This is a genomic window from Exiguobacterium sp. s26 (assembly GCF_018618235.1).
Classification (GTDB): Bacteria; Bacillota; Bacilli; order Exiguobacteriales; family Exiguobacteriaceae; genus Exiguobacterium; species Exiguobacterium chiriqhucha.
In genome coordinates, this window is record NZ_JACSLS010000005.1 from 86,675 (window position 1) to 110,759 (window position 24,085).

Here is a 24,085-nt window from a genome sequence, read left to right on the forward strand (position 1 = left end):
CTCATGAGACCAGAAGACTTACAAGACTTGTCGCTCCTCGGACAGAAGAGCGTCCCCTACATTTTTGAATACGCACCGGACGTCCTCGAGGCGTTCCCGAACCGTCACCCGGAGAACGACTACTTCGTGAAGTTCAACGCACCGGAGTTCACGTCGCTCTGCCCGATCACGAACCAACCGGACTTCGCGACGATTTACATCTCATACATCCCGGACGAGAAGCTCGTCGAGTCGAAATCGCTCAAGCTGTACTTGTTCAGCTTCCGCAACCACGGAGACTTCCATGAGAACTGCATCAACGTTATCGGAAAAGACCTCGTCAAGTTGATGGAGCCGCGCTATCTCGAAGTGTGGGGTAAGTTCACGCCACGCGGCGGCATCTCGATCGACCCGTACTACAACTACGGCAAGCCGGGCACGAAATATGAAAGAATGGCGGAACATCGTTTGTTCAACCACGATTTGTATCCTGAGACGGTCGACAACCGTTAAATCAAAAAGTAGGCGCCGATGAGCGCCTACTTCTTTTTATAACGATTGATTTGTCGTTTAATCGGTTCGCGGAACACGGTCGCAACGAGTGTCAAGACGACTAGCACGCCGAGCGCGAACAATACCATTTTTACATCGCCGCTTACGAGGCTGCTGCCGAGAAAGTTGTTCGCGAACGCCCCGGGAATCATCCCGACCATGGTCGCGAGCACGTACCCCGGGAGGCGCACTTTCGCGAGCCCGGAGGCATAGCTGACCAAGTCAAAGTTGACGAGCGGGATCAGGCGTAAAATCAAGACGTAGAAGAAGCCGTCCTCTTCGATTTTATGTTGCAGCTTCTCATAGCTGCTCGTCTCGAAATGATGCAAAAAGCGGTCACCAAAGCGAATCGCCACGTAGTACGCGACGAGGGCGCTGAGCGTGGCCCCAATGACCGTATAGACGACGCCGGCGAACGTCCCGAACGCCAAGCCGCCGGCGACGGACAAGACGGACGTCGGGAAGAGGATGAGCGGACGGAACGTGAACAAGATGATATAGACGAGCGGGGCGAGCCATCCGAATTGAACGATATAATCCCGAATCTCCGCCGGTCGCAAATCAATCCATTGATAGAGGAACATCGCCGTCCCGAACACGACCAAGACGATCGCAATGATCCACTGCGTTTTCCACTTGTTCATCGGTCGCCCTCCTCTCTTTCTTTCATCATATCGCCTCGTCTCGAAAAAGTAACGCCTTCCTTTTTTTAGGAGTCACATTATGGTACGGTTAGAAAAAGCAGAAGGAGGAATCCCTATGTACTTGGCAGATGCCATCAAACTGAAGAGCCTGCTCCATAAGCAGATTGATAAATTGTTAGAAGAAGTCGAGCGCGTCGCGTTCATCGAACTCGAGAAAGACGAGCCGCTCCCGACGATTCAATCGCGCTCACTCGAGGATATCGAAGTCGAACTCGAGTCGATTCGTCGAGATATGCGTTGTCTCGATCGTCTCGTTTATGAGGCGAACTTGAAGACGGTAATTGAGACGCACGACGGGCCACTCCCACTCGTCGAGGCCATTGAGTTCGCGATTCAACTACGTGCTCAGGCCCGCATGTATCAAGAACTATCCGAGCGTCCGAAGCGCGAGTTTCAATACGGTTTTGGTGAAGGGACTGCCGTCATCAAGCATGCACTCTACGATCCAGAGCTATATCGCTTGAAAGCGATTGACGTCGAGAAGCGGGCGAACCGCATCTCAAACGCCATCAACGCGGCCAACTATCGAACGGAGATTGACTTTGACCCGAGTCGTTACATGTGACCTTGGCCCGGTGAGACTCCGGGTCAAGGATTGGCGCCACCACTTGTTCCTACGTCTAGGATGAGCATACGGCCATGGACCAACCAATTACCGATGACCGATGACACCTTTACTTGTCACTCGTTCCTAACCAGACACGATTCAAGTGCGCCGAAAACGCGCCGGGGAACATTTCCCTGGCGCGTTTTTCACATGTGGTGATTATGATGGTCGTTGTGGTGATGATGATGATGCGAGCTCGAACTACGTCGCGGAGCCGGCTCGTCGGCGAACTTCTCCCCGTCTAAAATACCGAGCCGTTTATATTGGCGGTCAATCCGCTCTTTCGTCTCATCGTGCACGTGCGGTGACTCCATCACCAACTGGTAGCTGCCGAGCGCGACCCGGAACGGCTCCATCTGTGTCCGTTCGACCGGGAACGACGTCACGTCCCGCAAATAGTCGGCGAGACGGTTCGCCGACTCGTCACTCGGATGGTCGGCCAGATCTGACGCGAACTGCTGCATATCTTTCAATAGGCTGTTCGTCTTCACTTGATTGCGGATGCCTGCCATCACGGCGAACACAATCAGTGCGATAATACTAATAATCACAATCGGAAAGATGCTGAACATCCCCTCGAACAATGAATCCCCCATCCCGGTCGAATCGATATATACTTCCTCTCCAAATGCAAACGTATGGACCATGCTGTTGCCCCCCTTTTTCTATAAATACGGATGCAGTCCCATTTGGTTTCAAGACAATAAAAAAACCGTGGCATGCGCCACGGCTTCAACGGTCAGTTCAATTGTTTCTCCATCATGATGCGAGGCTCGTTGTCCTCTGTATAGGCCCCCATGATGTCGTAGCCACACAACAGGTTCAAGATGATGACCCCTTTGTTCGTGTTACGCGCTTTCGTTCGAATCGAATGGAACCCTTGCGCCTTCACCCATTCGAGTTGCGTGTCCATCAGCTTGCGGCCGATGCCATGCTTTTGAAACTCAGGGTGAACGCCGCCGGCCCAGCTATAGAAGCGATACGGCTCGGCCTCATAACCGATTTTGAAGCCGACGAGACGCTCGTCTGAAAAAGCGAGCAACACGAGCGGATTCGCATGGCGATATAGCCGTTCTTTAAAACGCAGTTGATCGATGTCCCCGTATAACGTCCGATACAGGTTAAAGAATTCCTCTTCATAGTCTTTGAAATTCGTCGTCACATCTTTCACGATAAATGAACTGGTCGTACTCATCTTTCCATCCCCTTTCGAAATATGGACAAGTTGTTCGTACGCCTGTACCTTTCGCCGTTTACTCCGTTTTTCCTGTCTCGCGCGCAAAAGCGGTCAAACCTTTTTGCTTATACACGCCGAGCGACCGCTTCGGAAGGCTCTTCACCATCCAATTTTTTAAGATGCGTTGCTTGTCTTTCGCCTTCAGTCCATAGCCTTCCGTCACGACATGACGCGCCCGCGTCGTCACATCGTACAACGAGATGGCGGCAGCGACCGAGATGTTTAAGCTTTGGACGTAGCCTTGCATCGGAATCAAATAATTGCCGTCTGCTTTGGCGAGCGCCCGTTCCGATACGCCGTGATGTTCATTCCCGAATAAGAGCACGGTCGGTTTCGAGACGTCGATGTCCTCGAGCGGGACCGCCTCTTCACTGAGTGCCGTCGCGAGCACTTGATAACCGTCGGCCTTCAACCGATCGATCGCGTCCTCGATGGAAGGGTGTTCGACCACGTCGACCCAACGATCAGCGCTCTTGGCAATAATCGAGTTCGGTTTGAACTTGGCTCGTCCTTCGACGACGTGCAATGTCTGGACACCGAACGCGTCCGCCGAACGGAGCACGGCCGACTGATTGTGTGGGTCATCGACCCCTTCCGTCAAAATCGTGATGTGGTTCGTCCGTAACGCCAACACTTCCTGCATCCGTTTGACACGGTCTGGCATCAACATGCTATACAGTAATCGATCTTCTTCTAATAACAGGCCCGACTGCAACAACTCCTTAAGCAAGGCCGCCTGCTCTTCTTTTGATAATGCCGATGTCGTCTGTCTCCATCCCATCGTTCTCGCCCCTTTCAACCTCTAGTATTGTAGCGAGATTCGTTCCGACTGACAAGCTGTGGGCGAAACGAGTCGAATCAGATTCGATTATGAAAATCCATGAAAATTAGGAAAACGGTTGCACAAATTTATGCAATCGATTACAATCATTTATGCAAGCGATTGCATTAGTGGTCGCCATAGACAGATAAAAAGTTCCGTATAGGAAGGAAGCGTATAGCATGAAACAACTCATCTCGTTCGACTTTTGGCAGAAACTCGGTAAGGCCTTAATGGTCGTCATTGCCGTCATGCCAGCCGCAGGTCTCATGATCTCGATCGGTAAATTAATTGGCATGTCAGCCGGAGACGTCAGCATCTTGCTCACGACGGCTCGCATCATTGAAGATCTCGGTTGGGGAATCATCGTCAACTTACATATCTTGTTCGCGGTCGCCATCGGTGGCTCGTGGGCGAAAGATAAAGCCGGCGGTGCTTTCGCTGCACTCATCGCCTTCATCTTGATTAACCGTGTCACAGGTGCCATCTTTGCCGTCAACGGAACGATGCTCCAAGACCCGGAAGCGACAGTCCAGTCACTCTTCGGAGCTGACCTTGTCGTCGCTGACTACTTCACATCAGTACTCGGTTCACCAGCTCTTAACATGGGCGTGTTCGTCGGGATTATCGCTGGTTTCCTCGGTGGTGCCCTTTATAACAAGTTTTATAACTTCAACAAATTGCCGAACGCCCTCTCGTTCTTCAACGGGAAGCGCTTCGTCCCATTCGTCGTCATCCTCGGTTCGGTCGTTGCCGCGATTGCCTTGTCAATCATTTGGCCGACGATTCAAGGTGCGCTCAACAGCTTCGGTGAATGGATTGCGACGTCACGCAACACGGCACCAGTCCTCGCGCCGTTCATCTATGGTGCGCTCGAACGCCTCCTCTTGCCGTTCGGACTTCACCATATGCTCACTGTGCCAATGAACTACACGGAACTTGGTGGCACGTATACGATTTTGACAGGTGCGACAGCCGGTTCGGTCGTTGCAGGTCAAGATCCGCTCTGGTTGGCTTGGGTAACGGACCTCGTTAACCTGCGTGCCGCTGGTGATACAGCCGCTTACAATGCATTGCTCGCAGACGTCGTACCGGCCCGCTTCAAAGTCGGTCAAGTCATCTTGTCGTTCGCTGCCTTGATCGGTGCTGCTTACGCGATGTACCGCAACGTTGACGAAGACAAGAAAGCACAATACAAGCCGATGTTCTTGTCGGCTGGTCTCGCCGTCTTCTTGACAGGTGTCACAGAACCAATCGAATTCATGTTCATGTTCGTCGCTCCAGTCCTTTACGTCGTCTATGCACTCATGGCCGGTGCCGCCTTCGCTTTGGCGGATGTCATCGACCTTCGTGTCCACGCATTCGGTGCGATTGAATTGCTCACACGGATCCCGATGATTGTGAAAGCAGGATTGCTCCAAGACTTGATTAACTTCTTCCTCGTGTCAGCGGCCTTCTTCTTCTTGAACTTCGGTGTGTTCAACTTCTTCATCAAGAAGATGAACCTTCCGACGCCTGGTCGCAACGGGAACTACATGGAAGAAACAACTGAGAAATCGAACGTGACCGGCAACGAGCAGGTCATGGGGATTATCGCTCTACTCGGTGGGGAAAATAACATTGAAGACGTCGATGCCTGCATGACGCGTCTCCGTGTCACAGTCAAAGACATGTCGCTCGTCTCAGAAGAGAGCGAATGGAAAAAGAACGGCGCCATGGGTCTCATCTTGAAAGACCGCGGTGTCCAAGCAATCTACGGCCCAAAAGCCGACGTATTGAAGTCTGATATTCAAGACGTCATCGGTGCATAATCAACAGGCCAGCTCGTACGAGTTGGCCTGTTTTTTTCTAAAGGAGGACTATCGTGAATATATTAACGCTGAACTGTCACGCCTGGTTAGAGGACCGTCAACAAGAGAAAATCGACTCGATTGTCGAACGGATCGCGAGCGAGGAATATGACATCATCGCACTCCAAGAAGTGAATCAACATAAAGAAGCCCCGCTCATCGATGGCTTGATTCGAGAGAACAACTTCGCCTATGTGCTCGTCGAGCGTTTGAAAGAACAAGGCGTCGATTACTACATGACGTGGGACTTCGCCCATTACGGCTATGACGTCTACGAGGAAGGGGTCGCAATCTTGTCGCGCACTCCGTTCGTGTCGACCGAATCGTTCTTCGTCTCGCAGACGACCGATCCGAACGATTACAAATCTCGGAAAATCGTCAAGGCGGTCTTGGACGGCTTGGATGCGCCGACGGCAATTTACTCATGTCACCTCGGTTGGTGGCATGACGCCGATGAACCGGTGCGCCATCAGCTCGATGAACTGTTGCGTCGCGTCGAGGACGACGATCGTGCCTTGTTGCTCGGTGACTTCAATAACGACGCGTTCATCCGTGGCGAAGGGTACGACTACTTGATTGAGCACGGTCTCCAAGACCTGTTCCATTTGGCGACCGAGCGTGAAGGTGATGCGACCGTCCAAGGTAAGATTGCCGGCTGGGACGAGAACAAGCAGGCGCTTCGCATCGACTTGATGCTGACGAACGCCCCGATTCATGTCTCGCGTCACGCCGTCGTCTTTGACGGCGAGAACGGTCCTGTCGTTTCCGACCACGCCGGTGTCGAAGCGACCGCGTTCTGGCGCTAATCAGACCCTTTTCTTTTACAATGTGAGAGAAAAGGGTTTTGCTTTTGGCGAAAATTCGGTATGGTTGGAAACGACTGATGTCTAACAACAATCTTTTTGAAAGTAGTGATTCTTTTTGACGACTTCTTCAACGCTCAGTCGGACCGACTGGACGCTCATTTTATCGCTCGCCTTGCTCACGTTCGTGCTCGGGACGAGTGAATTTGTCATCGTCGGGATTTTGCCTGATATCGCCGACGGTCTGTCGATTTCGATTGCCACGGCCGGAACGCTCGTCTCGGCATTTGCCATCACGTTCGCCATCGGGACCCCGCTGACGATGTCATTGACGAGTCATTTGCCGAAACGAAAACTGATGCTCACGCTCACCGCGCTATTCATCGTCTTCAACTTGTTCAGCAGTCTCGCCCCGACGTATGGGACGTTACTCGCGCTCCGGATGATGACCGCCGTCGTGACGGGCGTGCTCATCTCGCTCGCCATGCTCGTCGCCAGTGAATCGGTGCCGACCGGGAAGCGTGGGATTGCCGTCTCGTTCATCTTCGGTGGCTTCACGATGGCAAACGTATTCGGTGTCCCGCTCGGTACGTTCATCGGGCAACGGGCCGGATGGGAAACGACGTTCTTGTTGACGACCGCTTTAGGCGTCGTCGCATTTCTCGCCGTCTACCGCGTCGTCCCGAGTCAGTTGACGAGCGTCAAGACGTCGATTGCCGATCAGTTACGCCTCTTGACGAACCCGCGGATTTTAACCGCGTTCTTCATCCCCGCGTTCGGCTTCGGCGCGACGTACGTCGTCTATACGTATCTCGTGCCGATTTTGAAAGGCGTGCTCGGCGTCCCTGTCGCTTGGGTCAGCCCGATTCTGTTCGCTTACGGATTCATCTCCATCTTCAGCAATATGGCGGCCGGGAAAATCGCCAGCCATAATCCGATTGGACGGCTCCGGTTCGTCTTTCTCATCCAAGCGCTCGTCTTGGCTGCCTTGTACGTGACGACATCGAACGTGACACTCGGTCTGATCAATATCGCGCTCATGTCGTTCATGGCAATTCTGCTGACGACCTCGACGCAAATCTATTTGATCGACTTGGCCGAAAAGTTCAATCCGGACGCCAAAGGCCTGGCTTCGTCACTCATGCCGGTCGCCAGCAACGTCGGGATCGGGATGGGCTCGGCCCTAGGTGGTCTTGTCTATGCGAACGCACCTGTCATGACGCTCGCCCTCGTCGGTGGCGCCGTCGCGCTCATGACCGCCTTGCTGACCGCGGTCAGTCATCAGCTCGACCAACGTTAAAACAGCGTGCCCCATGATGTGGGCACGCTGTTTTTTAGAGCCAATCCAAGATTTGATTAATCGTCTCGTCGAGTTGTTGTTTGGCGCTGAGTGGGCTATCGTTATCCCCGTCCTGCGGGCCGTACATTCCGAAGTTGGCGTGATTGCCGTCTTTGATTTGATGGAAGACGGCGTCATCCGGGACGTTGTCACGGCTCGCCTCGATATCAGCCGGTGTGGCCAGATCGTCACGTTCACCGGAAACCGACAAGACACGCAGATTGCTATCCGCCATTGTACTAATCGGATACGAGGCGAGGAAGATGACCCCCTCGACTTGCTCCTCGTGTTCGAGCGCGTAACCGGACGCCGCCGAACCGCCGAGTGAATGACCGCCGACGACCCAACGTTCGATGTCTGGATGGGCGGCGATAATCGTCTCCGCAGCATCAATATCTGCTATCCCGAGATTCAAGCGCAACGATGGGATGGCGACGAAGCCACCTTCCTCTGCCAGTCTGGTGCCATAGTAAGCGTACGCCTCTTTCTCGACTTTCGCTCCAGGATACAGGATGAAACCAACCTCGCTGTCTGTCTGCCCGAACTCGAGACGATTGTTCACTTCCGTCGCCTCAGCCGCGTAACCGAGCGCCTCTTCCGTCGGTCCGTACGTCAGTTGCGTCCACACGAGGAAGCCGATGATGGCGACCAAGATGACTCCTAATAGGCCGAGGCCAATCCACTTCAGTTTTTTCTTCATTATATACCTCCATTTGCATCAACTTCCCCGTCACGGTACACTAGTATTAAAAAAGGGAAATGGCAGGGGGACATCATGACCAAAAGTTCTGTAACCACGACGATTCAGTGGTTTATTTTTATTTTAGCTACAAACATTGTACCACCGCTCTCGATCGCTGCCTTATTTGAACTGTCGCCAGGCGAGACGATGACGTTCATCTCACGTTCACTGTTCGTCTTCGCACTCTTCAGCATCATCCAGACGCTTCTCGGCCACCGCCTGCCCATCTTAGAAGGACCAGCCGGGATTTGGTGGGGTGTGTTCACACTCTATGCCTCCATCGGTCCAGCACTTTATGGGAGCGGACAAGAGACGCTCCAAGCGCTCGGTTTCATGTTGTTCTTAAGTGGTGTGCTCGGTGTCGTCATGACTGTCACCGGACTGTTGCGACGGATGCTGTCGTTGTTCACCCCACAAGTGCTCGGGGTCTATATGATTCTGCTCGTCCTGCAACTGTCGGGTGCCGTCATCAAAGGCGGCTTTGGCGTGACCGAGGACGGCATTAACATCGTTCAAGCCGTCGCGACGGCCGGTCTCGTGTTGTTCGCGCTCACACTCGAGCGTAGCCGGTTCAAACAGTATGGACTCGTCATGACGCTCATCGCCGGATTTTGGTTGTTCAACTTGCTCGGACTCGGCAACCCGATTGTCCGTTCCGAGTCATTCTTCCTTGTTCCTGAACTGTTCCCGTTCGGAACGTGGGTGTGGGATTGGAACTTGCTTCCGACTGCGTTCGTCATCACGCTCCTTCTCATGACGAACGTCCTTGCCAATATCAAATTGATTGAACGCATCGTCAGCTCGCGTGAGAAGCGTCAAATCGAAGGCAACGTCCCGGCGTCTGGTGTCGTCAGTGGGATCAGTCAAATGGTGGCGGGCATGTTTGGGACACCCGGACCGGTCGCCATCTCTGGAACGGCTGGTTTCTTATCCTCGACGGAGAGCGTCCATCGCTCACCCCATCTCGTGGCCCACGCTGTGATGATGGTGCTCGCCCTCATCGGTCCGTTCGTTTCGCTCATCGCGAGCATCCCGGCCGCCGTTGGATACGCCATCGTCACCCCGCTGATCGCGACGATGATTATCATCGGGATTAACGAGGCAGCGTTCGAATTGAACCAAAAGACGGCGTCACTCACTGTCGGTCTTCCACTTGTGATTGGGGCCGGCGCGATGTTGCTCCCACCTGGGGCGATGAACGATTTGCCGCCGCTCTTGGCGACCGTGTTCTCGAACGGACTCGTCCTCGGAACAATCGTCGCCTTGACGACAGCCATCCTCAGCCGTATCAAAGACTAAAAAAACTGACCTCGCGTGAGGTCAGTTTTTTTCGGTTACGTGCATATGGAACGCAGCGTCGTGCGGCAAGACGGCACCGTCTTCGGCCTCGAAGTGTGCGCGGTCCTTGACGTAGGCGGCAATCGAGATCGTGTCGCGGTGAAGCGCCCGTTTGAACGCTTGCTCGGCCGTCACCGGTGTCCCATCGTCATTTTTCAACTCGAGACCCATCAGCTTATACCCGAGTGTCTGTCCGCCACGGCGCATCTGACATGCCTCGAGCGCGTAGGCGATGAGTGTCGGCGTGATGACGACGTGGACGAACTCGCTCTTCACTTTCTTGCGGACGAGCTGCTCGACACCAAAACTTAGCAATCCGGCAATGACACCGTCAATCAAGACGGCTTTGGTCCGTTTCTTCGTTAATGGGTTCATTGGCTCATCCTCTGCATCATGCCAGACGTCAATACTTCGATGCCTTGTCCTTCTTCCGCGGCCATAATCAACGCGCGCGCCACATGGAGCGCTTGAATCGGTGCAGCATCTGGTAATTTATCGAGCAATAACGGTTGGAGCGGACGGCTGACGACCTCGGCTGCTTTCTCGCCGAGACGGAACTCCTCGCGATCTCCGAGCAAGAGCGACGGACGGGCGATAATCAAGTGTTCGAAGCCAAACACTTTGAGCCCGTTCTCGAGCTCCCCTTTCACCCGGTTGTAGAAGAAAGGTGACCGAAGTGACGCGCCTTGCGCCGAGACGACGGCGTAACGTGTCGCCCCGTGTCGTTTCGCGACACGGGCCACTTCAAGCGGCAAGTCGAGATCGACATGTTTGAACGCCTGACGTGAACCGGCGACGGCAATCGTCGTCCCAAGTGCGCAGTAGACATCATCAATGTGCGGCAACGCCTCGTCCATTCCTTCGAACCCGACGACTTCATGCAGTTTCGGATGACTCCATCGTTTCGAGCGGCGGACGATTATCCAGACTTGATCATACCGTTCTTGTTCGAGCAACTGTTCGACGAGTTCGCGTCCAATCAATCCGGTGGCGCCAACGACAAGTGCAGTTTTCCCCATGCTTGTTCCCCCTAGTTACGTAGTTCCTTTCAGTCTAGCTGACTTGCCGGTTATCGGCAACGACCTCGGCCGGACGGAACCGATCGACGAGTCGGAAGAACCCGTTCAATAACAAGGCAGTGAACGATCCGGCGACGATGGCACTGTCCGTGAACAACTGCACCGCTTCCGGCATATTTGCGACGATGGCCGGGTTGGCCGTGATGCCAAGTCCGACACCGATCGACAAGGCGATTGTAATCAAGTTCTCATTTTTCGCAAAATCGACTTGGCTCAAAATCCGAATCCCTGACGCGGCGACCGTGCCGAACATGACGAGCATCGCCCCGCCGAGAACCGGTTTCGGGATCAATGTCGTGAACGTCGCGACTTTCGGCAAGAAGCCCAGCAAAATCAACAGACCGCTCGTCCAGAAGATGACGCGACGTGATTTGACGCCTGACAATTGGACGAGACCGACGTTTTGACTGAACGTCGTGTACGGGAAGCTGTTGAAAATCCCTCCGAGAATCGTTGCCACACCCTCGGCCCGATACCCTTTCGTCAACTCGTTCGAGCCAATCGGTTTTTTCGTGATATCGCTCAATGCTAAGAAGACACCGGTCGATTCAATCATCGAAATGATGGCCACGAGCGTCATGACGAGGATGGCCGAGACGTCAAACGTCGGCATCCCGAAGTAGAACGGTTGTACCATTTGGAACCAACCGGCCTCACGGACCGGACTGAAATCGACGAGACCGAGGAACGCGGCGACCCCTGTGCCGATCAAGACCGCGAACAAGACTGCGGCCGCGCGCGTGAACACGGTACCGATTCGGTTCAAGACAAGAATCAAACCGATGGTCAAGCCACCGAGCGCCAAGTTTTGCATCGAAGCGAAGCCAGGCTCACCCGGCATCCCGCCGCCGATGTCATTGACAGCGACTGGGATGAGCGAGAGACCGATAATCGTCACGACCGAGCCGAGCACGACCGGCGGGAAGAAGCGAGCCAGTTTCCCGACAAAGCCTGATATTAGAATAACGATAATCCCGCTCGCGATGAGTGCCCCATAGATGGCGGTGATTCCGCTCGAACTACCAATGGCAATCATCGGACCGACCGCGGTGAACGTACAACCGAGTACGACTGGCAGACCGACACCGGTGAAACGAGTCGTCCAGACTTGTAACAGCGTCGCGACGCCACACATGAACAAATCGATTGCGACGAGATACGCGAGTTCCGTCGGACCGAGTCCGATGGCACCACCGACGATGAGCGGGACGATGGCCGCGCCCGTGTACATGGCGAGTAAGTGTTGGAAACCAAGGCTGGCTGTCTTAAACGTATTCATCGGACCACCTCCACGAAGGAAATCTCACCCGCTTCAAGCTTCGCAATTCGGGCTAGTGACTCGACTTGATAGCCTCGCTCGAGCAACTTGTCCCGTCCCGGTTGGAACGACTTCTCGATGACGATGCCGACACCGGCGACGACCGCACCGGCGGATTCGACGAGTTGCGTCAAACCGAGAGCGGCTTCCCCGTTGGCGAGGAAGTCATCGATGACGAGCACTCGTTCTTCGGGTTGGACGAAGCGACGGCTCAAACTGATGCGGTTCGTCTCTTGTTTCGTGAACGAGTAAACGTCCGCTTCGACGAGATCGTCTTGGAGCGTAAGTGATTTACGTTTACGGGCAAAGACGAACGGGATGTTCATCTCAAGCGCCGTCATCATGGCTGGGGCGATTCCGCTCGATTCCAATGTGACGATACGATCGATTCCCGCGTCACGGAACCGGTCCGCGAACTCACGACCGATCGCCTGCATCAAGACAGGATCGACTTGATGGTTTAAGAAGGCATCGACTTTCAATACGTGTTCGGACAACGCTTGCCCTTCGTTTCTGATTTTGTCTTCTAACTGCTTCATTGTTTTCCCTCCAATAAAAAAATGCGATTCGTCACCCCAACCCGGGGACGACGAACCGCATGGAAACAAAACGAATGCACACGACAAGCGTCACCCGTAGTCGAACCATTTACGGTGGTTCGGTAGAGACTTGCGGGCCATATTCCCGCTGATATACGAGTGCGAATCTTTTATTTATATAAGATAGGACTTATTCTAGACGATATTTAATAAATTGCAACCTGTTTCTGAAAAGACGGCTAAAAGTTCGATTTTTCTGAAACTGCTGTATACTGAAGATACTGGAAAAACGAGAGGAGCCACATCCATATGAAGCTATTCGTATTAGGGGCCACCGGCCGGACCGGTCATCAGTTTGTCGACCAGGCCATCGAGCATGGCCACCATGTGACCGCCTTCGTGCGGGAACAGAAAAAATTGATTCCGACCCCGCAACTTGAAATCATTGAAGGCGACGTCACAGACAGCGCCGCTTTGACAGACGCCCTCGCTGGTCATGACGCCGTCATCAGCTGTCTCGGGACCGACTTGAGCGATTCGGACTTCTTGGCCCGCGTCACCGACGCACTCGTCCCGGCGCTGAAAGCAAATGACGTCACTCGGGTCGTCTACCTCGCCTCGGCTGGAATTGATAAAGAAATTCCGGGCCTTGCTGGTACGGTCGTGACGTTCATGCTTCGGAAGCCGCTCCGTGATCACCGGGCCGCGGTCGATTTGTGGCGCAACTCGTCGTTCGATTACACGATCGTGCGGCCGATGCAACTGACGGACGGCCCCCCGACCTCGGTGTATCGAACGTCTATCGACAGCATTCCAGACAACGGAAAACAGATTTCACGGGCCGATGTCGCCCAGTTCATGCTGAACGCCGTTGAAGAACAACACTTCGTCCGCCAATCAGTCGGGCTGGCGTACTAATTTTTTTGAATCCATGCTACAATATCGGATAGTCAACTTTGAAGGGAACGAATAAGAAATATGAGTATATTAACAGTACAAAACTTGAGCCACGGTTTCGGTGACCGCGCCATTTTGAATGACGTGTCTTTCCGTCTATTGAAAGGCGAACACATCGGCCTCATCGGAGCGAACGGTGAAGGAAAATCAACGTTCATGAACATCATCACGCGCAAACTCCAACCGGACGAAGGGAAAATTGAATGGGCGAAAAATGTCCGCGTCGGTTACCTCGACCAGCACGCTGTCCTCGAGCGTGGGATGACGATTCGGGACGTGTTGAAGAGCGCGTTCCAATACTTGATTGACACCGAAACACGAATCGGTGAGCTCTATATGGAAATGGGCGATGCGACGCCAGAACAGATGGACGACATGCTCGCTGAAGTCGGCGAACTGCAGGAAATGCTCGATTCGAACGACTTTTATATCATCGACGCGAAAGTCGAAGAAGTCGCTCGCGGTCTCGGTATTTTAGATGTCGGACTCGACCGTGACGTCACGGACCTCTCAGGTGGTCAGCGGACAAAAGTATTGCTCGCGAAATTGCTTCTCGAGAAGCCGGACATCCTCCTCCTCGATGAGCCGACCAACTATTTGGACGAGGCCCACATCGAGTGGTTGAAGCGTTATCTCCAGAACTACGACAACGCCTTCATCTTGATTTCGCACGATATCCCGTTCTTAAACAGCGTCATCAACTTGGTCTACCATATGGAGAACCAAGACTTGTCACGCTATGTCGGGGACTACGACAAGTTCATGGAAGTGTACGAGATGAAACGCTCGCAGCTTGAATCGGCTTATAAACGCCAGCAGGCTGAAATCGCCGACTTGAAAGACTTCGTCGCCCGCAACAAGGCACGCGTCTCGACGCGGAACATGGCGATGTCACGCCAGAAGAAACTCGATAAGATGGACGTCATCGAATTGAGTGCGGAACGTCCGAAACCAGAATTCCGGTTCTTGCAGGCACGCACGTCAGGTCGTCTCATCTTTGACGCCAAAAATCTCGTCATCGGTTATGACGAGCCGCTCTCACGCCCGCTCGACCTCCAAATGGAGCGCGGTCAGAAGATCGCCCTCGTCGGTGCGAACGGGATCGGGAAAACGACGTTGTTGAAGAGTCTTCTTGGCATGATCAACCCGCTTGAAGGAACCGTCGAACGCGGTGAGTTCTTGGAGATCGGGTACTTCGAACAAGAAGCGGCCGTCAGCAACAACACGTGTATCGAAGAGATTTGGAGCGAGTTCCCGTCCCTCAACCAGCAACAAGTCCGCGCCATGCTCGCGAAATGCGGTCTCATGACGAAGCATATCGAGAGTAAAATCGCGGTCCTCAGTGGTGGAGAGAAAGCGAAGGTCCGTCTCTGTAAGCTCCAAAACAACGAATCGAACTTGCTCCTCCTCGATGAGCCGACGAACCACTTGGATGTCGACGCGAAGGAAGAGTTGAAACGTGCGTTGAAAGAATATAAAGGCAGTATCCTACTCATCAGTCACGAACCAGAGTTCTATCAAGACATCGTCACCGACGTCTGGAACTGCGAATCGTGGACGACAAAAGTATTCTAATCCGTGTAGAGGAAGTGGCGTATGGCTGGCCCGATTCAAGTTAATGAACGCATCGTTCTGTATGACATCATTCGAGGTTTTGCCCTGTGCGGCATCTTCCTCGTCAATATCCCCACAATGCTCGGAAGCGACTGGATTTCCGGTCGCGCCGACTATGCGGGGAGCGATTTACTCGTTCGGACGCTGTTCGATTTGTTCGTCCAGACGAAGTTTTACACGATTTTCTCGCTCCTGTTCGGAATCGGCTTCTCGATTTTTCTCGAGCGCTCGTATGCGCGCGGGGACTCGGTCGCCCGTTATATCCGCCGTATCGCGATTTTGTTTCTATTCGGACTCGTTCACCTGGCCATTTGGTCGGGTGACATCTTACATACGTACGCGATGTGGGGCTTGTTGCTCCCACTGTTTTATGGATTAAGCAACCGGGCGATTTTGACATGGGCATGGAGTTTGTTGATTGGGAGCTTTTTACTCTTCTATGTCTCATCCATGTACTTAGAATTGTCGCTCGGATTTAGGTTTAGTGGTGATCCTTTCCCGGCAATCTTTAATTCTGGATTCGGCCCATGGTTCGACTATCGCTTAGACGAAGAGATTTTTGACATGTTCCAAAACTCATTTTTTGTTGGGGTTGAAATTCTAAGCCTGTTCTTGTTCGGCCTGTATATTGGACGCGAACGGAAACTCCTCACGTGGAGCATCCGAGGATTGACCCGGACGGCCATCATCTGCACGATAGCGGCCCTACCGTTCTTCGCAGTTATTATTTGGCATCACTACGGTAGCGGTGCCGAGTATTCGGCGACGAACTCTGCGGCTATCCTCGTCTCTGGGAAACTGCTCGCGACGACGTACGTCTGTCTCTTTACGATCGCCGTCCGTAACGGGCGCGCATTCCGTCCGCTGCAGGCGCTCGGCCGTATGGCGCTGACGAACTATTTGACGCACACGCTCGTCGTCGTCCTGCCCGTTATCGCCCTCGGCTACTACGGTCGCCTGTCGTTGACGGAAGGATTGTTCTTAAGTATCGCAATTTTGATTGCCCAAGCGTTCTTCTCGATGTGGTGGCTCAAATCACATCGATACGGTCCGTTCGAGAAATTATGGCGAATCGGAACGTATGGACGACAAAAACAAGCATCTTAACCGCAAAAAGGCTCGAAGCAGATTGACCTGCTTCGAGCCTTTCTCGTTTCTTATTCGAGCCTTTCTCGTTTCTTAGTTCGTCGCCGCTGCTGTGAGCACCGGTACGATTTGCTTTTTACGTGAGACAACACCAGGGAGTGTCGCAAGACCATCGACCAATTTGACGTTGAACGCCTGCTCGAATAGATCCGTCTTCTTACCGACAACGAGTGCTTCTGAATCGTTCGTCAAAATGTTCGTGATGGCGAAGACAAACAAATCGAGTTCTTTGTCTAACATCTTCACGGCCATTGCCGCTTCGACTTCAGCTTTACGGCTCAATACATCGTTCGCGTCGACCGTGTTCACTTGAGCAATCTCAATGCGGTAGTCACCCATCGCAAACTCTTTCGCGTCGAGCGAGATGAGTTCTGGGATTGTCTTTTGGCTAAGGTCGGCTCCAGCTTTCAACATCTCAAGACCGTATGTCTCGATGTCTGTACCTGAGATAGCTGCGAGTTCTTTTGCCGCTTTGATATCCTCGTCCGTGCATGTCGGTGACTTGAACAAGAGCGAGTCCGAGATGATCGCCGATAGCATCAATCCTGCCATGTCAGGCGCGATTTCGACACCGTGCTCTTTATAGAGTTTGAGCAAAATCGTCGCCGTGCATCCGACCGGCTCCGCCCGATAGTAGAGGGCATCTGCTGTTTGGAAGTTGGCGATACGGTGGTGATCGACGACTTCAAGGATGCGCACGTCTGCGATGTCTTCCGCACTTTGTTGGAACTCGTTATGGTCGACCAAGATGACCGAGTTCACTTCGTCTGAGACGCGTTCCACGAGGCGTGGTGCCTTGACGCGGAAGTGGTCGAGCGCATATTGCGTCTCCCCGTTCACTTCACCGAGGCGGATCGCCTCGGCGTCCATCCCTAACTTTTTCTTGAGCTCCGCGTAAGCGAGCGCCGAGCAAATCGTATCCGCATCTGGATTTTTATGTCCAAAGACTAGTACTGTACTCATCATACATTCTCCTCACTATGATAGTTTTCCCTTATCCATTATAACGTCTATACTCATTCTTTCAATTCCCAAACAAAAAGAGCCACTAGGGGCTCTTTACGCTTGTTCGTCTTCGTCCGTCTCTTCGAGGTCCGAATGATCCCCTTTTGAATCTTCTTCGTGCGAAATATCCGGTTGGTCTCGTTTCAACTTCTCTTGTTCTTCTTGTTCACGCTTTTTATCTTGTTCTGACATCTGTCTCATCCTTTCGGTTTTGTCATGTCGTAGACTGTTCCCCGAGCTGGATGGCTTCAAACGGATGTATTCTTTCTGTTAACAAACTGTGATGTCACGCTTGAACGAATACGACCTCGTCGCCACGAATCTCGACGTTGACGTCTTGTCCTTGGAACAACCATTCATCCTGTTCAGCCACGACGAAGCGAATCCCGTCCTCTTCCGTTTCGACTACAGCGTTGTCGATGTCTTCTGTGATGACGCCCACTGAGAAGCCGTGCGTCAAATCGGTCGAACCCCCATATTTGGCGAAGAGGCGCACCGTCTGGCCTGCCTCGACTTCCATTTCATCTTTAAAAAATTGGAGTGCTTCTTCTGTCACGTTAATCTTCATCTGTCATCCTCCTCTCGACTTCTGTCTCCATTCTAATCGTTTCAGAAAAGACGAGCGAGGAAGTTGCCTAGAGTGTCGTCCCCGGCAAATACGTGACCGTTAAACTGTTTGTGACCGAAGCTGCACCGTTCATTTCATCAAACGTCACGTCGAACAGCGTCCGGCCGATGTCTTCATTTGGCGAGTGCATCGTCGACAGACCGAATGCCTGACCGATCGGATGACCATCGAAGCCCAGGATGGCGACTTCATCGGGGATGCTGACACCGCGACGGCGTAATTCCCCTAAAAAACCGAGCGCCACATAATCCGACGAGAAAAAGAGCGCTCGAGGACGCTCTTGTTGACGCAGAAACGCATCGGCCAGTCCGATTCCGTCCTCGCTCGTCAAGTAACCGGTCCAGACCCACCGCTCACGCGCAAGTTCGACTTCATCGAAGTACGCTTGCTGACGCGCGATCGAGCTTGGACTGTCTTGTCTTGACAACACGATGCCGATTTCGGCATATCCCGCTTGCGCCAACACGCGCAAACCGGCGACGAACGCGGTGTAATGATCGACGTGGACCGAAGAAATCGTCTGCGGCGCTCCGACGGTCGCGACCGCAATCGGACCAAACTGTCTATACGTTTCCATCTCATCGAATGACATCGTATGGGATAACAGAATCGCCCCATCGACTTCACGGTGCTTCAATAAATCAAGCGCTTGCCGCTCTTGGTCGAGTTGATATTCTGTCTGCCACATGACGAGTCGATAATCTCTTTGGAGGGCAGCTTTCGCGAGCCCGTTGACGAACAGTCCATAATACGGATGATCCAAATACGGCAACACGACGACGAAACGCTGCGTGCGACCGGTCGATAACGTCAGCGCCTGCTGATTCCGTAAATAGCCAAGTTCGGCCATCGCCCGTCGCACCCGTTCCCGCTTCTCTTTCGACACGTACGGATGCTCATTGAGCACGCGCGATACCGTCGTCACGGATACGTCCGCATATTTCGCGATATCTCGGATGTTCGCCATTCCGCTTCACCTCAATCTGTCAGTCTTTGCATATAGTGTACCCACTCTGACTCCTGACTGTCACCTTTCGCAATCACTTGTTTCCGGATGGCTTGGACGAGACGAAACCGTTCTTCGACGGAGAGATGAAGAAACTCGTCTTGGAAACGGGCGCACAACATTCTTCCGAGCGGCGTATACAACTGATTGATGACGAGTTCGTAGACGATCCCACTACACCATGTCTTCCACGTTGTCGGATTCATGAGCTTTCCCTCCTTTGACTTAACCGTACAGTCTGAAACGCGTTTCAGAGCAAGTACTATTTTTATTTTGTCTATTTCCGAACATTCAGCGCTTACATGAGAATATTTTAGGTATTTTCACTCAAAATCATTGACGACAGCCAGCTCATTTTGTATAGTCATCAAGTTGATAACGTTAATTCGAAGATTGACGAACATTATTGTTCGGAAATTACTAATGATAGGGAGTTTTATTCATGAACTTTTTTCAATTGAAACAATATGGGACGAACGTTAAAAAAGAAGTGATGGCCGGCATCACAACGTTCGTGACGATGGCATACATCTCCGTCGTCAACCCTGCGATTCTGTCAGATGCCGGCATCCCGTTCGCACAAGCGTTCACGGCGACCATCATCGCCATCTTGATTGGTACCGGCCTCATGGCGTTCTACGCCAACCTCCCAATCGCCGTTGCACCAGGGATGGGACTGAACGCATTCTTCGCGTATACACTCGTCGCCCAGCAACAGATTGCTCCGTCAGCCGCGCTCGGCGTCGTGTTCGTCTCGTCGGTCTTCTTCTTGATTTTGTCGCTGTCACCGATTCGGACGAAACTGATTCAAGCGATTCCAGCGTCGCTCAAGCATGCCATCACGACCGGTATCGGTTTGTTCATTGCCTCGCTCGGATTGAAGTTGTCAGGTCTCATCGTTGCGGATGAGGCGAACCTTGTCCGGCTCGGGGACTTGTCATCGCCGAGTGTCTTGCTCGTCCTCGGTGGCTTGATTGTCTCGGCGCTCTTGTTCTCTCGGAACGTCCCAGGCTCGCTCCTCATCGGGATGGTACTTACCGGAATCGCCGCCTATTTCATGGGTCTCTTGAAGATTGAAGGCGTGACGGCGATGCCGACATTGCCGGAAGGACTGATGGTCAATCCGCTCACGGCGTTCTCAGACGTCATCCAATACGGCTTGTTCGGTGCCGTCTTGTCATTCTTCCTCGTCACGTTATTCGATACGACGGGAACACTCGTCGGTGTCGGAAAACAGGCCAACCTGTTGAAAGAGGATGGGACGATTGAGAACGGTCACCGCGCTTTGTTCGCCGACTCGCTCGCGACAATGGGTGGCTCGCTCGTCGGGACGAGCCCGTCGACGGCTTACATTGAATCAGCTGCCGGTGTCGCCCAAGGCGGACGGACCGGTCTCACGACAGCGGTCGTAGCCGGTTTGTTCGGACTCACCCTTTTCTTCAGCCCGCTCATCGGTGCCATCTCTGGTGTCGCCGCCATCACGGCGCCGGCGCTCATCATCGTCGGTGCGCTCATGTTGACGAACGTCCGCTATATCGACTGGACCGATTTCAGCGAATACTTCCCGGCGTTCATGACGATTCTCATCATGCCGCTCTCGGGCAGTATCGAACGCGGGATCGCCTTCGGGTTCATCCTGTATCCAATCTTTAAAGCGATGAACAAAGAGACGGTCCACCCGCTCATCTACTTGTTCGGCGCACTGTTCATTTTGGAAATGTTCTTCTTATAAGTTAGATTCGTGCCCTCGTCGACCGACGAGGGTTTTTCTGTTATTCAGCACGGGAACACTGTCGTATATCAGTTCCATCCTGAATCTTGATTCATTATCATTTAGTTCTCAATTAGGTAGGATTTTACATTTATTTGAGAGATTCGTCCCATTTTTCTGTTTTGTGGCTGTTTGTTATGGAATAATAACTGTGAAACCGTTTACGAATAAAACTATGAACAGGAAAGAAGGAATGGACATGCCTAAAGTGGCACTGTTCGTCACTTGTCTCTCTGATACGTTGTTCCCATCGGTAGGACAAGCGACGGTCGAACTATTAGAACATCTAGGTTGTGACGTCAGTTTCCCGTTTGAGCAAACGTGTTGCGGACAGCCCGCCTATAACAGCGGCTACCATGAAGAAACAAAGAAGATTGCGAAGCATATGATTGAGACGTTCGAGAAGGCCGATGCCGATTATATCGTCGGCCCGTCCGGTTCATGTGTCATGATGATGCGCGACTATCCACACTTGTTCAAAGATGACCTTGCCTGGAAGATGCGGGCCGAGGCCCATGCGGCGAAGACGTTCGAGTTGACGCAGTTCATCGTCGACGTGCTCGAAGTGACGGACGTCGGGGCCAAGTTCTCCGCCAAGGCGACGTACCACGCCTCATGCCACATGACGCGCCTGCTCGGCATCGAGGCGGCACCGGGGCAGTTGCTCAAAAATGTCGACGGCTTGACGATGCTCCCGCTCGACAATGTCCACAACTGTTGCGGCTTCGGGGGGACATTCTCCGTCAAGATGCCAGACGTCTCGGTGCAGATGGTCGATGAGAAAGTTGAATCGATCTTGAACTCGGGGGCCGAGGTGCTCATCGGGGCGGACGCCTCGTGTTTGATGAATATCGGGGGACGCCTGCATAAACAAGGTCATCCAATCAAAGTGATGCATATCGCGGAAGTGTTGAACGAAGGGGTGAAACAAGCATGAGCATGGGGATTCGGTTAGATGAGAAGTTTCAAGATCGACGCAAAGACGGGATTGATAATCCATTCATGCGCCAAGCTGTCAGTTCGGCCCAGAACCGATTACGTGACGGAAGGCTGAACGCGGCAGGTGAGCTTGGGGATTGGGAAGCGTTTCGGGACCATTCGGAAGAGATTCGCCAACATGTGCTCGAACATCTTGACTATTACTTGTATCAATTGAGCGAGAATATCTCCAAACGGGGCGGCAACGTCTTTTTCGCCGAGACGCCGGAAGAAGCCAACCGTTACATCCGGGAAGTCGTTCGCGCCAAGAATGCCAAGCACGTCGTCAAATCGAAATCGATGGTGACAGAAGAAATCGGGTTGAATGAGGCGCTCCATGAGGAAGGATGCACGGTCGTCGAGTCCGATCTCGGGGAATGGATCCTGCAGCTCGACAACGATCCACCGTCGCACATCGTCGCCCCGGCCTTGCACAAAGACCGAAACGCCGTCCACGAGACGTTCACGGCCCACGGCTATGAAGGATCGAACGACCCGACCGAGCTCGGGCGTTATGCTCGCCGTGAGTTGCGGAAAGACTTTTTGAAAGCAGAAGTCGGCATCACGGGCTGTAACTTCGCCATCGCCGAGAGCGGTGCCGTCGGGCTCGTGACGAACGAAGGGAACGGTCGAATGGTGACGTCGCTTCCGGACACGGTCATCTCGGTCATGGGCATGGAACGGATCGTGCCATCGTATGAAGAGTTCGAGGTGCTCGTCAATATGCTATGTCGGAGCGCCGTCGGTCAACGACTCACCTCGTACATCACGACGTTCGCTGGCACGCGCGGTCACGGCGAAGTCGATGGACCAGAGGAGTTCCATCTCGTCATCGTCGACAACAAACGCTCTGGCATCCTCGGCACACAGTTCCAGTCTGTGCTCCAATGCATCCGCTGTGCGGCCTGTATCAATGTCTGCCCAGTCTACCGCCATATTGGTGGTCACGCCTACGGCTCGATTTATCCGGGCCCGATCGGTGCCGTGCTCGCCCCGCTCCTCGACGGATACGAGAATTATAAAGAGTTGCCATACGCCTCGAGCCTATGCGGTGCCTGTACGGAAGCCTGTCCGGTCAAAATCCCGCTTCACGAGCTGTTGATTGAGCATCGCCGGGTCATCGTCGAAGAGAAGAAACAATCACCGTTCGTCGAGCGCATCGCCATGAAAGGCTTCGCCGTCACGTCCTCGAGTCCGTTCTTATTTGAAGCGGCCGAACACATCGCGCCGTTCGCATCGTCCCCGTTCACGAAAGCGGGACAAATCGACAAAGGCTTGCCGGCGTGGACGGATTCGAAAGACTTACCGCAACCGGCCAAGCAGACGGTGCGGGATTGGTTCAAGAAACGGGGGAATGCAGAATGAATCCAGGCACGATCACCAATCGCGAGGATTTTCTAAAACGAATCGCAGGGCAACTCGGACGTGACGTCGATTTGACGCCGCCGAAACGAGTGTATAAGCATCGACCGCAAGACGAGGTGTTGAAAGATGCGTCCGACGAGGAACTGCTCGAGACATTCCGGATGGTCGCGACACGCATCCACACCGACGTCGTCGAATGCGAGTCGGCCAACCTCGATGATACGCTCCGTCTGTTAATTGATCGGTATGAAGGGAAAGCCATCATCGCTGAACATGACGACCGGATTCAGGCGTGGGCCCCAAACACGAGCGAATCGTTTGACTGGTGGGATGTGGAGCGACCGGAAGACAGCCGTTCCCTCGCCATAAAAGCCGATATCGGCATCACGATTGCCGACCAGGCCCTCGCCGAGAGTGCAACCATCGTTCAATACGCAGCACCCGGCAAGTCACGTACAATCAGCCTATTGCCGCGCGACCATATCGCCATCATCCCGAAATCGGTGCTCGTCCCGCGGATGACGCAGGCGGCCAAACAACTAGCCGACCTCGACCGCTCCGGTGAGCTCAACTCGCCGAACGGGGTCAACTTCATCTCAGGTCCATCGAACTCGGCCGATATCGAGATGAATTTGATTGTTGGGGTGCACGGACCGGTCCGTGTCGCCTACTTGCTTGTCCACGATCTGTAAACAAAAAGACTCGCGC

Annotated in this window: 27 protein-coding genes and 1 riboswitch; of the genes, 13 read left to right on the forward strand and 14 right to left on the reverse strand. The window is 53.3% G+C overall.

Translation table 11 applies throughout. From position 1 onward, the window contains the following. Positions 1–3: 3 nt before the first annotated feature. Positions 4–492, forward strand: a complete 489-nt coding sequence (queF, locus tag KNP82_RS09570; RefSeq protein WP_021068099.1) for a preQ(1) synthase — start codon at positions 4–6, stop codon at positions 490–492. A 26-nt stretch (positions 493–518) separates the two neighbouring features. Here the strand turns inward: queF and KNP82_RS09575 are convergent, their stop codons facing one another. Next, a complete protein-coding gene (locus KNP82_RS09575) occupies positions 519–1,175 on the reverse strand; it encodes a TVP38/TMEM64 family protein (RefSeq protein ID WP_131471624.1) in 657 nt (218 codons plus the stop codon). Positions 1,176–1,290: 115 nt separating this feature from the next. Here KNP82_RS09575 and KNP82_RS09580 point away from each other — a divergent pair, with 115 nt between their 5' ends. Beyond that, the gene (locus KNP82_RS09580) at positions 1,291–1,800 is read left to right on the forward strand and encodes a hypothetical protein (protein ID WP_058765452.1); all 510 of its coding nucleotides are present in this window, start codon (positions 1,291–1,293) and stop codon (positions 1,798–1,800) included. 188 nt (positions 1,801–1,988) lie between these two features. Here the strand turns inward: KNP82_RS09580 and KNP82_RS09585 are convergent, their stop codons facing one another. From KNP82_RS09585 to KNP82_RS09595, 3 genes are all read right to left on the reverse strand, one after another. Then, positions 1,989–2,489 (reverse strand): hypothetical protein, encoded by a 501-nt coding sequence (locus tag KNP82_RS09585; RefSeq protein WP_131471626.1) that lies wholly within the window; start codon positions 2,487–2,489, stop codon positions 1,989–1,991. A gap of 92 nt (positions 2,490–2,581) precedes the next feature. Then, positions 2,582–3,037: a GNAT family N-acetyltransferase gene (locus KNP82_RS09590; protein WP_021068095.1), complete on the reverse strand. Its 456-nt coding sequence runs from the start codon at positions 3,035–3,037 to the stop codon at positions 2,582–2,584. 58 nt (positions 3,038–3,095) lie between these two features. After that, complete coding sequence (locus KNP82_RS09595) at positions 3,096–3,860, reverse strand: TrmH family RNA methyltransferase (protein ID WP_214827718.1); 765 nt, start codon at positions 3,858–3,860, stop codon at positions 3,096–3,098. Between the two features lie 221 nt (positions 3,861–4,081). Here KNP82_RS09595 and KNP82_RS09600 point away from each other — a divergent pair, with 221 nt between their 5' ends. The 3 genes from KNP82_RS09600 (at position 4,082) to KNP82_RS09610 (ending at position 7,852) form a co-directional block, all read left to right on the forward strand. Next, positions 4,082–5,710, forward strand: a complete 1,629-nt coding sequence (locus KNP82_RS09600; RefSeq protein WP_214762495.1) for a PTS transporter subunit IIBC — start codon at positions 4,082–4,084, stop codon at positions 5,708–5,710. 53 nt (positions 5,711–5,763) lie between these two features. Beyond that, a complete protein-coding gene (locus KNP82_RS09605) occupies positions 5,764–6,555 on the forward strand; it encodes an endonuclease/exonuclease/phosphatase family protein (RefSeq protein ID WP_214756394.1) in 792 nt (263 codons plus the stop codon). Positions 6,556–6,670: 115 nt separating this feature from the next. Further along, positions 6,671–7,852: an MFS transporter gene (locus KNP82_RS09610; RefSeq protein ID WP_214799387.1), complete on the forward strand. Its 1,182-nt coding sequence runs from the start codon at positions 6,671–6,673 to the stop codon at positions 7,850–7,852. Positions 7,853–7,886: 34 nt separating this feature from the next. On the opposite strand, the gene KNP82_RS09615 is transcribed toward KNP82_RS09610, so the two are convergent. After that, positions 7,887–8,591: an alpha/beta family hydrolase gene (locus KNP82_RS09615; RefSeq protein ID WP_214827721.1), complete on the reverse strand. Its 705-nt coding sequence runs from the start codon at positions 8,589–8,591 to the stop codon at positions 7,887–7,889. A gap of 75 nt (positions 8,592–8,666) precedes the next feature. On the opposite strand from KNP82_RS09615, the gene KNP82_RS09620 reads away from it, so the two are divergent. Next, entirely contained in the window at positions 8,667–9,932 is a 1,266-nt protein-coding gene (locus KNP82_RS09620) for a purine/pyrimidine permease (RefSeq protein WP_029596280.1), read from the forward strand. A gap of 21 nt (positions 9,933–9,953) precedes the next feature. Here KNP82_RS09620 and KNP82_RS09625 read toward each other — a convergent pair whose 3' ends face one another. The 4 genes from KNP82_RS09625 to KNP82_RS09640 are packed head-to-tail and all read right to left on the reverse strand — an operon-like array spanning position 9,954 to position 12,907. Next, entirely contained in the window at positions 9,954–10,346 is a 393-nt protein-coding gene (locus KNP82_RS09625; RefSeq protein ID WP_029596281.1) for an RDD family protein, read from the reverse strand. Then, on the reverse strand, positions 10,343–10,990 hold the full coding sequence (locus KNP82_RS09630; RefSeq protein WP_021068087.1) for an NAD(P)H-binding protein: 648 nt from the start codon (positions 10,988–10,990) through the stop codon (positions 10,343–10,345). Before KNP82_RS09630 ends, KNP82_RS09625 begins: the two co-directional genes overlap by 4 nt. Positions 10,991–11,024: 34 nt before the next feature. Next, positions 11,025–12,329: a nucleobase:cation symporter-2 family protein gene (locus KNP82_RS09635; protein WP_029596283.1), complete on the reverse strand. Its 1,305-nt coding sequence runs from the start codon at positions 12,327–12,329 to the stop codon at positions 11,025–11,027. Then, complete coding sequence (locus tag KNP82_RS09640) at positions 12,326–12,907, reverse strand: xanthine phosphoribosyltransferase (protein WP_131471634.1); 582 nt, start codon at positions 12,905–12,907, stop codon at positions 12,326–12,328. Before KNP82_RS09640 ends, KNP82_RS09635 begins: the two co-directional genes overlap by 4 nt. 77 nt (positions 12,908–12,984) lie before the next feature. Further along, positions 12,985–13,086: riboswitch (purine riboswitch) on the reverse strand. 130 nt (positions 13,087–13,216) lie between these two features. On the opposite strand from KNP82_RS09640, the gene KNP82_RS09645 reads away from it, so the two are divergent. The 3 genes from KNP82_RS09645 to KNP82_RS09655 are packed head-to-tail and all read left to right on the forward strand — an operon-like array spanning position 13,217 to position 16,585. Next, positions 13,217–13,825 (forward strand): NAD(P)-dependent oxidoreductase, encoded by a 609-nt coding sequence (locus KNP82_RS09645; RefSeq protein WP_131471636.1) that lies wholly within the window; start codon positions 13,217–13,219, stop codon positions 13,823–13,825. Between the two features lie 60 nt (positions 13,826–13,885). Next, positions 13,886–15,439 (forward strand): ABC-F family ATP-binding cassette domain-containing protein, encoded by a 1,554-nt coding sequence (locus KNP82_RS09650; RefSeq protein WP_021068083.1) that lies wholly within the window; start codon positions 13,886–13,888, stop codon positions 15,437–15,439. A 21-nt stretch (positions 15,440–15,460) separates the two neighbouring features. Next, positions 15,461–16,585 carry a DUF418 domain-containing protein gene (locus KNP82_RS09655; protein WP_131471638.1) on the forward strand — a complete coding sequence of 375 codons (1,125 nt, stop codon included), beginning with the start codon at positions 15,461–15,463 and terminating at the stop codon, positions 16,583–16,585. A gap of 72 nt (positions 16,586–16,657) precedes the next feature. Here KNP82_RS09655 and KNP82_RS09660 read toward each other — a convergent pair whose 3' ends face one another. The 5 genes from KNP82_RS09660 to KNP82_RS09680 all read right to left on the reverse strand — a co-directional run bounded on the left by KNP82_RS09660 (position 16,658) and on the right by KNP82_RS09680 (position 19,469). Next, a complete protein-coding gene (locus KNP82_RS09660; protein ID WP_029596287.1) occupies positions 16,658–17,587 on the reverse strand; it encodes a manganese-dependent inorganic pyrophosphatase in 930 nt (309 codons plus the stop codon). Between the two features lie 96 nt (positions 17,588–17,683). Further along, positions 17,684–17,821: a hypothetical protein gene (locus KNP82_RS09665; protein WP_021068076.1), complete on the reverse strand. Its 138-nt coding sequence runs from the start codon at positions 17,819–17,821 to the stop codon at positions 17,684–17,686. A 94-nt stretch (positions 17,822–17,915) separates the two neighbouring features. Then, the gene (locus KNP82_RS09670; protein WP_029596288.1) at positions 17,916–18,197 is read right to left on the reverse strand and encodes a HesB/YadR/YfhF family protein; all 282 of its coding nucleotides are present in this window, start codon (positions 18,195–18,197) and stop codon (positions 17,916–17,918) included. Between the two features lie 67 nt (positions 18,198–18,264). Further along, on the reverse strand, positions 18,265–19,224 hold the full coding sequence (locus tag KNP82_RS09675; protein ID WP_029596289.1) for a LacI family DNA-binding transcriptional regulator: 960 nt from the start codon (positions 19,222–19,224) through the stop codon (positions 18,265–18,267). Between the two features lie 11 nt (positions 19,225–19,235). Continuing rightward, positions 19,236–19,469, reverse strand: coding sequence for a hypothetical protein (locus tag KNP82_RS09680; RefSeq protein WP_029596290.1), 234 nt, complete (start codon positions 19,467–19,469; stop codon positions 19,236–19,238). A gap of 236 nt (positions 19,470–19,705) precedes the next feature. On the opposite strand from KNP82_RS09680, the gene KNP82_RS09685 reads away from it, so the two are divergent. The 4 genes from KNP82_RS09685 (at position 19,706) to KNP82_RS09700 (ending at position 24,069) form a co-directional block, all read left to right on the forward strand. Continuing rightward, positions 19,706–20,995, forward strand: a complete 1,290-nt coding sequence (locus KNP82_RS09685) for an NCS2 family permease (protein WP_214827724.1) — start codon at positions 19,706–19,708, stop codon at positions 20,993–20,995. 238 nt (positions 20,996–21,233) lie between these two features. Next, positions 21,234–21,971, forward strand: coding sequence for a (Fe-S)-binding protein (locus KNP82_RS09690; RefSeq protein ID WP_029596292.1), 738 nt, complete (start codon positions 21,234–21,236; stop codon positions 21,969–21,971). A gap of 2 nt (positions 21,972–21,973) precedes the next feature. Then, positions 21,974–23,377, forward strand: coding sequence for a LutB/LldF family L-lactate oxidation iron-sulfur protein (locus tag KNP82_RS09695; RefSeq protein WP_029596293.1), 1,404 nt, complete (start codon positions 21,974–21,976; stop codon positions 23,375–23,377). Then, positions 23,374–24,069, forward strand: coding sequence for a LutC/YkgG family protein (locus KNP82_RS09700; protein WP_021068069.1), 696 nt, complete (start codon positions 23,374–23,376; stop codon positions 24,067–24,069). The genes KNP82_RS09695 and KNP82_RS09700 overlap by 4 nt, the downstream gene beginning before the upstream one ends. Positions 24,070–24,085: the final 16 nt, after the last annotated feature.